Here is a 12,928-nt window from a genome sequence, read left to right on the forward strand (position 1 = left end):
GTGACGTTAGCAGGGCGTCGAAATGGAGAAGTTGCTGTTTCAGCAAAGATGGTTGCGTGAGTTGTGGAAGGTCGTTCATCCTGGGTGCATGAGCCACGAACACCACAATCACCACGAAAACTCCGATACCACCGAGAATCCGTACGCCAAGGCGGACGCACAGTTCTGGAACTCGCTGTACGAGGAACGCCCCGCGCGCTGGAGCGGAAATCCCAACCCACAGTTGATTGCCGAAGCCTCCGACCTGGAACCGGGCACGGCACTCGACGTCGGTTGCGGCGAAGGTGCCGACGCTTTGTGGTTGGCGCGTCGCGGGTGGAAGGTCACCGGCACCGACATCTCGTCGGTTGCGCTCGGCCGCGCCCAGGCTCATGTCGAGGGCGAGGGCGTCGACATCGAATGGCTGGAAGCCGACCTGACGAAGTGGGATCCGCAGGGGCGCTCGTTCGATCTGGTGTCCGCGCAGTACTTCCACATGCTCGAACCCGCGCGCGGGGAATTGTTCCGTGCTCTCGGAGATCTGGTCGCGCCCGGCGGGCATTTGCTGATCGTGGGCCACTCACCTCACGAGTCGCCGACCGAGCACCATCGGGCCATGCTCCATACACCCGAATACGTGGAGTCGCTGTTCACCGATGGTTGGAAGGTGTTGGTCTCGGAGTCGCGGGAACGTGATCTTCCCGCGAACCCCGAGATGCATCACACGACGGATACCGTTGTGCTGCTTCAGCGATTGAGTGCGAGTACCGACAGCAACTCGTAAGCGACGTGAGCCGCTGCGATACCGGTGATCTCGGCGTGGTCGTACGCCGGCGCTACCTCGACGATGTCGGCGCCGACCACGTTGAGTCCCACCAACCCACGCAGTGTGTTCAACAATTCGCGAGAGGTCATGCCGCCCGCTTCGGGTGTTCCGGTGCCCGGAGCGTGGGCGGGATCGAGTACGTCGATGTCGACGGAGACGTACACCGGGCCACCGTCGAGGCGCTTACGCATGCGCTCGACGATGCTGGCGACGCCGTCGACCTCGTAGTCGTCACTGCGGATTACCTGGAAACCGAGGACGCGGTCGTCTTCGAGGTCTTTCTCGCTGTAGAGCGGTCCACGGATGCCGATGTGCTGCGAGCGCTCCATGTCGATCAGGCCCTCTTCGCTGGCGCGGCGGAAGGGGGTGCCGTGGGTGAAAGGCTGACCGAAGTAGGTGTCCCAGGTGTCGAGATGAGCGTCGAAGTGCAGGACGGCGATCGGGCCGTGATCGCGGGCCAGTGAGCGCAGGATCGGCAGTGCGATGGTGTGGTCGCCGCCGAGCGTGAGCACGGAGGAACCGTCGGCGCGCAGGTCGGTAAGGGCGGACTGAACCGTCGTGAGAGCTTCCTGGATGTCGAAGGGGTTGACGCCGATGTCGCCGAAATCGGCTACCTGCTGGTTGGCGAAGGGCGAGACCTTCAGCGCTGGGTTGTACGGACGCAGCAGCTTCGACGCAGCGCGGATGTGGCCCGGACCGAACCGGGCACCGGGGCGGTAGCTGACACCCGAATCGAAGGGGATGCCGAGGATTGTCACGTCGGCGCGCGAGACCTCGTCCAGGCGCGGGAGACGCGCAAAGGTGGTCGGCTCGGCGTAGCGGGGGACGCGCGTGGCGTCGACGGGTCCGATGAACGATCCGGGGTTGTTGGTAGCCATGTGCAGAGGTCCCTGCTCTCGATTCGGCGCACACCGGGCGCCCTTCAGTGATGTAGCTCTCTGAGCAAGTATGGTTTCTTCAAGAGGCTCGGTTGTCAACCCCTGTTTCCTGAAAGGGACACGGCGGTCGTGAAGGAGTGGGTTCAGTGGCCAAGGCGAAGGAAGCGGTCGAGCCGGTCGGACCGCGCATCGGGGCGAGGCTCAAGGCGGCACGTCAATCGAAGCGGTTGACCCTCGACGACCTGGCCGAGGCCTGTGGTGTGACCAAGGGGTATCTCTCGAAACTCGAGCGCGATCACGTCAACGCGTCGGTGGCGACCCTGATAAAGGTGTGCGCGGTGCTCGAGATCCCCGTCGGATCCCTGTTCGAGAATGCGTCCGCCGGTGAAGTAGTCCGCGCCGACGCCATGCCGCAAATCAGCTTCGGTGGCGAAAAGATGACGGAGTACCTGCTCACGCCTACCAACGAGCGTCGAATTCAGGTGCTGCTCGGCGAGCTGGAACCAGGCGGCGGAAGTGGTCGGGAGTTCTACAGTCTGCCGATCGACGTGAACTTCGTACACGTGCTCGAGGGCGGCTTGCGGGTTTCGTTCGAGGGTGGTCGGACGGATCCGAACGGTGAGGCCGTCGATGCCGAGGACGTCGTGCTTGCGGCGGGCGATTCCTTCACGTTCACGCCGACGCACAACCATAGTTTTCAGGCCGAAGGCTCGGTTCCGGCGAAGGTTCTGTGGGTCTTGAATCCGGCATTGCCGGAAGGGCCCCGCGCGTCGCCTTCGTGAGACTCGAATCCGTGAATGTTGATTCTTAGGAAACAAGAGTTGACATGATTGGCGGCACCCGTCACGCTGGTAGTTGTCCCCGTCACACACACCGTCGAAAATTGGCGTCACGGAACTCCTGAAGGAGCGCACCATGCATGTCGATTCAGTTCGAGTTGGCCTGTTCCAAGGTCCGCTCACCACCCCGGACACCTTTGCGTCGGTGGAGTTCAACCTCGCTGCAATCGACACTGCTGCCCGCGAGGCTGCAGCATCCGGTGCGAAGATCCTGCTGACGCCGGAGATGTCCGCAACCGGCTACGACATCGGCGAACTGGTGTCGCTACGCGCGGAACCGGCCGACGGCCCGATCTTCGATTCCGTCGCCGCGATTGCTCGAAGTGCAGGCATCGCAGTCGTCTACGGCTACCCCGAACTCGACGGGGGAGATGTCTACAACAGTGTGCAGGTGGTGGACCGCGACGGCACTTCGCTTGCGCACTACCGCAAGACGCACCTGTTCGGCACGCTCGACCGCGAACATTTCCGGCCAGGTGAGACCCTGGTGGTCGGGTTCGATTTCGAGGGCATCCGCTGCGGGTTGTTGATCTGCTACGACGTGGAATTTCCCGAAGCGGTTCGGGCCCATGCCGACGCCGGTACCGAATGGCTCATCGTGCCGACAGGGTTGATGACTCCGTACGAACACATTGCGCAGCAAGTGGTTCCGGCCCGCGCATACGAGAGTCAGATGTTCGTCACCTACGTCAATCGCTGCGGCGCCGAAACCGAGCTGACCTACTGCGGTCTCTCGTGCGCCATCGCGCCCGACGGTGCCGAGTTGGCGAGGGCCGGGGTCGGCCAGGAATTGCTCCTCGCCGATATCGCCGCCGCCACCGTCTCGCAATCGCGCACCCTCAACACGCATCTCGACGATCGACGCCTCGATCTGTATCCAGACCTTTCTGTCACGACTGTCTCCAAGGAGAACCGTAGATGACCATCCCAGTAGCTCCGGACAGTTCCTCGGAACCCGGCAAGCAGCCGCCCCTCACGATGTTCGGGCCGGATTTTCCGTTCCCGTACGACGACTACGTTTCCAGTCCGGCGGGACTCGGCTCGGTGCCCGATCTGGCACTGGGTACAGAAGTTGCCGTGATCGGTGGCGGACTCTCCGGCATGATCGCGGCCTACGAGTTGCTCAAGGTCGGTCTCAAACCGATTGTCTACGAAGCTGATCAGATCGGTGGCCGGATGCGGTCGGTCGAGTTCGACGGGCACCCCGGGGTGGTCGCCGAGATGGGCGCAATGCGTTTCCCACCGTCGTCGACGACGTTGTTCCACTACCTGAACGAACTGGGTCTGCAGACCGAAGAGTTCCCCAATCCCCTTGCCGAGGTCACGCCGAGCACCGTCATCGATCTCAAGGGCGAGAGCCACTACGCGCACACTCTCGAGGATCTGCCGCCGATCTACACCGAGGTGGCGCAGGCCTGGCAGCGCACTCTCGAAGAGCATGCCGATCTGATTCCGTTGCAGCAGGCCATTCGTGACCGCGACACCGCAGAAATCAAGCGGATCTGGAACGACCTCGTGGTGCGCTACGACGACCAGACGTTCTACGGATTCCTCGCCGCGTCGAAGCACTTCAAGTCCTTCCACATGCGGGAAGTGTTCGGACAGGTCGGATTCGGTACGGGCGGTTGGGATACCGACTACCCCAATTCGATCCTCGAAATCCTTCGTGTGGTCATCACGGCCGCCGACGACGACCACCGCGGCATCGTCGGTGGATCGCAGCAGCTGCCGATGCGGTTGTGGAACCGCGCCCCGGCGCACATGGCGCATTGGCCTGCCGGTACTACGGTCGCTTCGCTCAACGACGGTGAGACGCGTCCCCGCGTCACCGAACTCCGGCGTACCGAGCCCGGCAACATCACGGTCACCGACTCCGAAGGTTTCATTCGCACCTATGCGAGTGCCGTTGTGACAGTGCAGAGTTGGATGCTGCTGAACAATATCAGGTGTGACGACGATCTGTTCCCGATCGACCACTGGACTGCGATCGAGCGAACTCACTACATGGGTTCGACCAAGGTGTTCGTTCTCGTCGACCGCCCGTTCTGGAAGGACAAGGACCCCGTGACCGGCCGTGATTCGGTGTCGATGACACTGACCGACCGTATGAGTCGCGGCACCTACCTGCTCGATCAAGGCGAGGGCAAGCCAGGCCTGATCTGCTTGTCGTACACCTGGTCGGACGATTCGCTGAAGCTGCTGGCGCTCGACGCCACCGAGCGCATGAACATCATGCTGCGCTCTCTCGAAGAGATCTACCCCGGCGTTGACTTCCGCAGCCACATCATCTCGAGCCCGGTGACGCTGTCGTGGGAAACCGAGCGCGACTTCATGGGCGCATTCAAGGCGAACCTTCCAGGGCACTACCGCTACCAGGAGCGCCTGTTCTCCCACTTCGTGCAGAATGATCTCGAACCGCGTCATCGGGGAATCTTCCTCGCCGGTGACGACGTGTCGTGGACCGCCGGCTGGGCTGAGGGCGCGATCCAGACCGCGATCAACGCGGTATGGGGCGTCGTCAACCATCTCGGCGGCGCTGCGCCTGCCGAGAATCCCGGACCCGGCGACGTGTTCGAGGAGCTTGCTCCGATCAGGTTGGGCGACTGAGCTCACCGCAACTGCCGAAATGTCGTGCCCGATGGGGGTTGGTACTCCTATCGGGCACGACCTCTTTCCGGTGATCCACGCAACACTGGAAAGTGTTCGGATCCAATAATTTCCAGGAGGGTGTTCAATGGCGAGCACATCATCGGCGACCAAGACCGCAGCTGCAGAATCGAGACCGGCAGGCGGTGATCGATCCGGTGACCCGGCGCTCGAACTGGTCGCCGAATTGGCAGCAGCGGGCCAGCGACTCGTCTTCCGTCAGGGCGACGACTTGAACAGCGATGCCCTGAGCAGTGACGATCTGACCTGTGTGGTGCTGTGGCCGTCCGGAGAGCCCTCCCTCTCCGATCTGTGCGAGAACTTCGAGTCCCTCGGACTCCGAGTTTCGACGCACCGCCCCCTTCCGACCGTTCTGGGTTCGGCGCACTACTTCACCTTCGAGCCGAGCACCTTCGACGGCAGTGCGCTGGAGAAGATGGCGGACGCCTTCGAAGCCGTCATCGCCGGACAGACCCGGATGGACGCATTCTCCAGTCTGATCGGACGAGCAGACATCACGTGGCGCGACGCAGAGTTGCTGCGCGCTGCGTGCCGTTTCCTCGCTCAGGCTCGTATCGGGCTGTCCGAGAGCTACATCGTCGGAGTGTTGGCAGCGAAGCCACTCTTCGTACGGCAGGCAATCGAACTCTTCACCGCGCGTTTCGATCCCGCCGTAGCAGGATTGCGGGAGACAGCAGTGGCCACCGCGGCGGCGGCCATCGACGAATCAGTCGACGGTGCAGACACTCTCGACGAGGATCGCGTCTTGCGCGGCGTTCGTTCGTTCCTGCAGGCGACTCTGCGCACCAACTGGTACCTGCGTGGTGAGTCCGGCGACCCGCTGCCGTACGCGTCGTTCAAGATCGACTCGCAGTTGCTCTCCACCCCGCAGAAGACCGTTCCCTTCCGCGAGATCTACGTCAGCGCACCTAATGTCGAAGGCGTTCATCTGCGTAGTTCCTCCGTCGCCCGTGGCGGCCTGCGTTGGTCGGATCGATACGAGGACTACCGCACCGAGGCCCTGAGCCTCATGAAGACCCAGAGCGTGAAGAATTCCCCGATCGTTCCTTCGGGTGCCAAGGGCGCGTTCGTGGTTCGGGGCACGTCGTCACCAACCCCGGCGCAGGTGCAGGAGTCGTACAGCACCTTCATTCGCGGCTTGCTGGACGTGGTGGACAACATCGTCGACGGCGCTGCGGTACACCCGGCAGAAGTAATCGAGTACGACGGTGAAGACTCCTATCTCGTCGTGGCAGCAGACAAGGGGACCGCACGGTTCTCGGACGTCGCGAACGGCATCGCCGTCGAGCGTGGTTTCTGGCTCGGCGACGCTTTTGCTTCCGGCGGTTCGGCCGGCTACGACCACAAGGCGATGGGCATCACCGCTCGCGGCGCCTGGGTGGCGGTACGACGGCACTTCGCCGAGCGCGACCTCGATGTCGACACCGATCCGTTCACCGTCGCGGGTATCGGGGACATGTCCGGCGACGTGTTCGGCAACGGAATGTTGCTCTCGCACAAGATCCGTCTGGTCGCGGCATTCGATCACCGCCACATCTTCATCGACCCGAACCCCGACACCGAGACGAGCTTTGCCGAACGCGCTCGCCTCTTCACCGTGCCGCGCTCGTCCTGGGACGACTTCGATCGCACCGTGATGTCGCCGGGCGGTGGCGTCTGGCCGCGGAGCGCGAAGTCGATCCGCCTTCCGCTCGAGGCGCGTGCGGCCCTCGGAATCACCGAGGAGAAGCTGACCCCGCAGGAACTGATCCGAGCGATCCTGTGTGCTCCGGTGGACCTGTTGTGGAACGGCGGCGTCGGTACCTACGTGAAAGCGTCGACCGAAAGCAACGTCGACGCGGCCGATCCCTCCAACGACGCAGTTCGCGTCAGCGCTGACGAGTTGCGTGCGACGGTGGTGGGTGAGGGCGGCAACCTCGGCTTCACCCAGCGTGCCCGCATCGAATATGCCGCTGGCGGTGGCCGAATCAACGCCGACTTCATCGACAACGCGGCCGGCGTGGCTACCTCGGACCGTGAGGTCAACATCAAGATCGCACTCGCGGCGTTGGACTCGACCTCGCGCAATGAACTACTCGCGGCGGCCCAGGACGAGGTGGCCGGATCGGTGCTCGAGGCCAGTGAAGATCAGACCCTCGCGATCAGCCTGGCCGAGCACCGCGCACCGGCCCTGCTCGATCAGCACGAGCGGTTGATCGAGAACCTCGTCTCGGCGGGCGCCATGAAGCGACTGGAAGAATCTCTGCCCGACGCCAAGGCGCTGGCGGTCAGGGCGCGTGCCGGGCAGGGTCTCCTGCGGCCGGAACTTGCTGTGCTGGTGGCGCAGTCGAAGAACGTACTGACGGCGGAACTGGGCGCATCGACGGTCCCGGACAATCAGATCTTCGCCGATCGTCTCCCGCAGTACTTCCCGCTCTCCGTCGTCGAGGCCGCACCGGACGCAGTCCGCGCACATCGGTTGGGCCGCGACATCATCATCACCTCGGTTGTCGACGAACTGGTCAACCGCGTCGGCCCCGGCGTGCTGTTCCGGCTCGAGGAACACCTCGGAGTTCGCAGTCCGGAAGCGGCTCTGGCCTACGCAGTAGTCAGCGAAGTGCTCGGCACCGAGGAACTTCGGCGTGAAATCCTGAACTCCGATCTCAGTGCCACCGAGCAGTTGCAGGCTCTCGATCGCTTGCAGCAGTTGTTGGAATCCGAGATGAGCTGGGTGTTGCGCCGCCCGGGTGCTGCCGGCCGGTTCACCGTGAACCCGCGAGCCGACATCGATCGGTGGGCAGCCCCGGTGCGGGAACTCACCGACGGTTTGTCGGCAAGCGAGCGCATCGAGGCGTCTTTCGGGGCGCTCGCCCTGGCTGACATTGCACTGCAGGAGAATACGACGGCCGCGGCCGCGGCTGCGATCTACCGGGAACTCTCCGACGCTCTCGACCTGGGTGATGTTCTCGGGGGCGTCGACGTTGCCGTCGGTGCCTCGCATTGGGAGGTCATGGGCAGCGCTGCCGTCCACGCCAGGTTGACGGCGCGTTTCGCAGACCTCGTGTCCGGAGCACTCGGAGAAGGTATTCCGGAGGTCGTCGAGCTGTGGACCGCCGCCAATCCGCAAGCGGTGCGCCGGTTCACGGCTTTGATGTCGAGTGTGAGCCGCAGTGGAGCGCTGGACACCGCCCGTCTCTGCACGGTCGACGCCGAACTCGAACTACTCGTTCGCGGTGCGTCCAGTTTCGCTTCGGTACACGCCGCGGAGCGTTCAGCGACCCTCCCAGGCGAGTAGCGATAGCAGCAGTTCGGCTCTGACCCTGGCCTGTCCGAGGTCGCATTGCAGCAGTTCCTCGATGCGTGCGATGCGGCCTCGGAGGGTGTGCCGATGAACACCGAGTTCGGCTGCGGCCGATTCCCATTGGCCGTTTGCCTCGAGATAGGCGCGCAAAGACGCGGCCAGTGCGGTTCCGTGTGCCTGGTCGTGTTCCGTCAGCACCGGGATGGTGTCCGCAGCCATGGCGATCAATGCCTCACGGGCAGACTCGGATGCCAGAATCGTCGAACCACTCAGAGCGTCGAACTCGAGAATACGCGCCGTAGCCGTCGTGAGGTTGGCCGCGGCGCGGGCCTGGACGAGTGCGCGGGGTGCGTCGAGAAGACGGTGAGGGGTGCTGATTCCGGCACGCACGGCTTTCGCTTCGGTGGGGGAGAGCTGCGCCAGTAGTGTTTTGGCGGTGTCGATTGTGTCGGTTCCGCGGAGGAGGACGGTCAGCGAACCGTCCTCGGATTGCGCGAACAACGGCCGGCCTGCTCGCGCGAGAGCGTTGTCGAGTTCGCGAAGAACTGGGCCGAGTCCGGATCCGCGAACGTGGACGACACGAATGTTGCCGTGCGTGTCGCTTGCCTCGTCCAAGTACGACGGCACACTGTCTTCGGGGATTCGGCCGTCGAGTAAGAGCCCGAAAGCCATGGCGTTGAGTCGAGTTCGCTCGGCCCGTAGTCGAACCGGTTTCTCGAGTTCGAGAGTGAGCAGCGAGACCGCATGCCCGAGCAACACTCTGTCGATATTGCTCAGGGGCCCGGCGCCCGCCATGGCGAGGTAGCCGTGCCAACTGTCGGTGACGCCGACGGGGGACAGTGTCAGCGTCCGTTCGGGTGTGCTCTGCGAGATCGACGCCGGAGCGTTGGGATCGCGGGTGGTGGCCGCGACCGCGCGAACCTCGGTGATCAACGACTTCTGGTTTGCCGGATGCACCGCGGTGATCCGATCACCGACAAACGCCACCGAAGTTTTTGTGGCCGTGGCCAGTTCACGCACGATCGCCGACACGCCACCGCGCAGTGCAACGCGGGTGATGCGCGTCTGTACTTCTGCCGCGCGGAGTACCGATTCGTATTCCTGCTGGCTCAGACGGGTCATCACCGCGCGCGTGACCGCCGCGAACGGGGTCGTGAACGGCACTTCCAGCAGAGGGAGCCCGCGACTGCGGGCGGCGGCAATCAGGTCTGCGGGCACACTCTCGTGGGAAAGGCCGGTCCCGAAACCCAGAGCCGATACTTCTGCGGCGGCCAGACGGTCGATGTACTCGCTGTAGTCGGTGGCGTCCGCGCCCACCAGTGCCAGCCCGGTGGTGAGCACCAATTCGCCGCCGGAAAGCCACGGGGTGGGGTCCGTCAGCTCTGTGGCCTGCGCAAACGTGACGGGGTGGGTGGCAGCTGCTCGGTCGGTGAGCAGAGCCAGCGAGAGGTGTTTCTGGCGCAAGAGCCACGAGATCGGAACCGTCACCTGATCAAGGCTAGCTGTCGTTGCCGATATGGAGTAGCCCTGGAGCTCCGGGTATCCATTTCGGCAGTGCTTGCGATGCTTCGCGCGTCGCATACTCGAATGCAATACACAACCGAGAGGGTGGTCACATGAGTGCAATCGAATACCGGCTTCCGCAGGAGCGTCGCATCGTCACGGAGTTCCCGGGCCCGCGCTCGGCTGCGCTCGCCGAACGCCGTAAGAAGGTCGTCGGCGCCGGCGTCGCATCCACCCTCCCGGTCTACGTCGCCGACGCAGACGGCGGAGTCATCGTCGACGTCGACGGCAACTCGCTGATCGACCTCGGTGCCGGTATCGCGGTGACCAGCGTCGGCGCCTCCAACCCGGCCGTCGTGTCCGCGGTTCAGGATCAGGTCGCGCACTTCACCCACACCTGTTTCATGGTCGCTCCGTACGAGGGCTACGTCGAGGTCGCCGAGCGTCTCGCCGAACTCACCCCCGGTGACCACGAGAAGCGTTCCGTGCTGTTCAACTCCGGCGCAGAAGCTGTCGAGAACGCAGTCAAGATCGCCCGTCACGCGACCGGTCGCGACGCAGTCGTCGTCTTCGACCACGCGTACCACGGCCGCACCAACCTCACGATGGCACTGACCTCGAAGTCCATGCCGTACAAGAGCGGCTTCGGTCCGTTCGCCCCCGAGGTCTACCGCGTCCCGATGTCCTACCCGTACCGCGAGGGCCTCAATGTCGACGGCTCCAAGATCACCGGTGAGCAGGCCGCACAGCGCGCCATCACGATGATCGAGAAGCAGGTCGGCGCTGCCAACACGGCCGCCATCCTCATCGAGCCCATTCAGGGTGAGGGTGGATTCATCGTTCCCGCAGAAGGATTCCTCCCGACGCTCGTCGCGTGGGCCAAGGAGAACGGCGTCGTCTTCATCGCCGACGAGGTTCAGGCAGGCTTCGCTCGTACCGGCGCCTGGTTCGCCAGCGATCACGAGGGCATCGTGCCCGACCTGGTCACGCTCGCCAAGGGCATCGCAGGCGGCATGCCGCTCGCCGCTGTCACGGGCCGCGCCGAGCTCATCGACGCTGTCCACCCCGGCGGCCTCGGTGGCACCTACGGCGGTAACCCCGTCGCCTGCGCCGCTGCATTGGCGTCCATCGACCAGATGCGTGAGCTCGACCTCTGTGGCCGCGCACGCACCATCGAGTCGACCGTCGTCGGCCGAATGAACGCACTGGCAAAGGAACTCGACGTCATCGGCGACGTTCGCGGTCGCGGCGCCATGCTCGCCATCGAGCTGGTCAAGCCCGGTGGGCAGGAGCCGGACGCCGACATCACCAAGAAGATCGCCGCCGAATGCCTCGCTGCCGGCGTCGTGATCCTCACCTGCGGTACCTACGGCAACGTCATCCGTCTGCTCCCGCCGCTGGTCATCTCCGAAGAGCTGCTCGACGACGCGTTGACCGTCCTCGAGACCGCCATCCGCACTGCAGCACAGGGGAACTGACATGTCCAACGTCTCGGATCTTCTCGACTCGGTACCCAAGGGTCTCTGGCTCGGCGGCAAGCTCGTTCCGGCCGAGAAGACCTTCGCGGTCTACAACCCGGCAACGGGTGAGGAACTCGCCCAGGTAGCCGACGCCACCGCTGCCGACGGTATCCGTGCGCTCGACCTCGCCGCTGCGGCGCAGGAAGACTGGGCGGCCACTCCGGCACGTGTACGCGGCGAGATTCTGCGCACCGCCTTCGAATTGCTGCACGCCCGCGCCGAGGACTTCGCGCTGATGATGACCCTGGAAATGGGTAAGTCGTTGGCAGAGAGCCGCGGTGAGGTCAACTACGGCGGCGAATTCCTGCGCTGGTTCAGCGAGGAAGCAGTACGCATCGGCGGACGTTACACGCAGGCTCCGGCCGGCAACGGTCGCATCCTGGTCACCAAGGAAGCCGTCGGACCGGTCCTCGCGATCACCCCGTGGAACTTCCCGCTCGCCATGGGCACACGCAAGATCGGACCGGCGCTGGCTGCCGGTTGCACCATCATCGTCAAGCCCGCCGAGGACACGCCGCTGACCATGCAGCTCCTCGGTCAGGTGTTCGCCGATGCCGGTCTGCCCGACGGTGTGCTCTCGATCCTCCCGACGTCCGACGCGGCCTCCATCAGTGGACCGCTGATGGAAGATGCGCGTCTGCGCAAGGTCACCTTCACCGGCTCCACTGGCGTCGGAAAGTTGTTGGTGCGCAATGCTGCTGACAAGCTGCTCCGCACGTCGATGGAACTCGGTGGCAATGCGCCGTTCATCGTCTTCGACGACGCCGACATCGACGCAGCTGTCGACGGCGCAATGCTCGCGAAGATGCGCAACGGCGGCGAGGCCTGCACCGCGGCCAACCGCATCTACGTCGCCAACTCGGTGCGCGAGGAGTTCACCGACAAGTTCACCGCCAAGGTTGCGGCCTTGAAGGTGGGCGCCGGTGACGCCGAGGGCACCAACATCGGACCGCTGATCAACACCAAGCAGCTCGCAACCGTCACCGGACTCGTCGACGACGCCGTGTCCAAGGGTGCTCGCGTTCGCACCGGTGGATCGGCACCCGAAGGCCCCGGATTCTTCTTCACCCCGACGGTCCTCGACCAGGTGCCCGCCGACGCGCGCCTGCTGAAGGAAGAGATCTTCGGACCCGTTGCGGCAGTGGTCGGTTTCGACACCGAAGACGAAGCGATCGCGGCTGCGAACAACACCGAATACGGCCTCGTGGCGTACTTCTACACCCGCGACATCGACCGGGCGATGCGCGTCTCGGCCAAGCTGGACACCGGCATGGTCGGCGTCAATCGCGGCGCGATCTCCGATGCTGCCGCGCCGTTCGGTGGGGTGAAGGAATCGGGCTTCGGCCGTGAAGGCGGAACCGAGGGTATCGACGAGTATCTCGATACCAAGTACGTAGCGCTCTAACTTGCTGTGCGCCTTTATTAACCGCGGGCGG

At 64.2% G+C, this 12,928-nt stretch carries 9 protein-coding genes; 7 read left to right on the top strand and 2 right to left on the bottom strand.

The annotated features are described in order from the left end of the window. Positions 1 to 88 precede the first annotated feature (88 nt). Positions 89 to 763 carry a class I SAM-dependent methyltransferase gene (locus G9U53_RS08250; protein ID WP_065352843.1) on the top strand — a complete coding sequence of 225 codons (675 nt, stop codon included), beginning with the start codon at positions 89 to 91 and terminating at the stop codon, positions 761 to 763. Here the strand turns inward: G9U53_RS08250 and speB are convergent. Continuing rightward, on the bottom strand, positions 727 to 1,683 hold the full coding sequence (gene speB / locus G9U53_RS08255) for an agmatinase (RefSeq protein WP_165638573.1): 957 nt from the start codon (positions 1,681 to 1,683) through the stop codon (positions 727 to 729). The genes G9U53_RS08250 and speB overlap by 37 nt on opposite strands. A gap of 146 nt (positions 1,684 to 1,829) precedes the next feature. On the opposite strand from speB, the gene G9U53_RS08260 reads away from it, so the two are divergent. The 4 genes from G9U53_RS08260 to G9U53_RS08275 all read left to right on the top strand — a co-directional run bounded on the left by G9U53_RS08260 (position 1,830) and on the right by G9U53_RS08275 (position 8,463). Continuing rightward, positions 1,830 to 2,465 (top strand): XRE family transcriptional regulator, encoded by a 636-nt coding sequence (locus G9U53_RS08260; RefSeq protein ID WP_003941130.1) that lies wholly within the window; start codon positions 1,830 to 1,832, stop codon positions 2,463 to 2,465. Between the two features lie 133 nt (positions 2,466 to 2,598). Next, positions 2,599 to 3,444 carry a carbon-nitrogen hydrolase family protein gene (locus G9U53_RS08265; RefSeq protein WP_065456200.1) on the top strand — a complete coding sequence of 282 codons (846 nt, stop codon included), beginning with the start codon at positions 2,599 to 2,601 and terminating at the stop codon, positions 3,442 to 3,444. Further along, positions 3,441 to 5,129 (top strand): NAD(P)/FAD-dependent oxidoreductase, encoded by a 1,689-nt coding sequence (locus G9U53_RS08270; protein WP_042452042.1) that lies wholly within the window; start codon positions 3,441 to 3,443, stop codon positions 5,127 to 5,129. Before G9U53_RS08265 ends, G9U53_RS08270 begins: the two co-directional genes overlap by 4 nt. A gap of 127 nt (positions 5,130 to 5,256) precedes the next feature. Continuing rightward, positions 5,257 to 8,463, top strand: coding sequence for an NAD-glutamate dehydrogenase domain-containing protein (locus G9U53_RS08275; RefSeq protein ID WP_165638574.1), 3,207 nt, complete (start codon positions 5,257 to 5,259; stop codon positions 8,461 to 8,463). Here G9U53_RS08275 and G9U53_RS08280 read toward each other — a convergent pair. Beyond that, positions 8,440 to 9,957 (bottom strand): PucR family transcriptional regulator, encoded by a 1,518-nt coding sequence (locus G9U53_RS08280; protein ID WP_007727079.1) that lies wholly within the window; start codon positions 9,955 to 9,957, stop codon positions 8,440 to 8,442. The genes G9U53_RS08275 and G9U53_RS08280 overlap by 24 nt on opposite strands. Before the next feature lie 128 nt (positions 9,958 to 10,085). Here G9U53_RS08280 and gabT point away from each other — a divergent pair, with 128 nt between their 5' ends. Continuing rightward, entirely contained in the window at positions 10,086 to 11,450 is a 1,365-nt protein-coding gene (gene gabT / locus G9U53_RS08285; protein ID WP_007727077.1) for a 4-aminobutyrate--2-oxoglutarate transaminase, read from the top strand. A gap of 1 nt (position 11,451) precedes the next feature. Then, positions 11,452 to 12,897 (top strand): NAD-dependent succinate-semialdehyde dehydrogenase, encoded by a 1,446-nt coding sequence (locus tag G9U53_RS08290; RefSeq protein ID WP_058227969.1) that lies wholly within the window; start codon positions 11,452 to 11,454, stop codon positions 12,895 to 12,897. Positions 12,898 to 12,928 lie beyond the last annotated feature (31 nt).

The organism is Rhodococcus sp. D-46 (genome assembly GCF_011290655.1).
GTDB classification, from domain to species: Bacteria; Actinomycetota; Actinomycetes; order Mycobacteriales; family Mycobacteriaceae; genus Rhodococcus_F; species Rhodococcus_F qingshengii.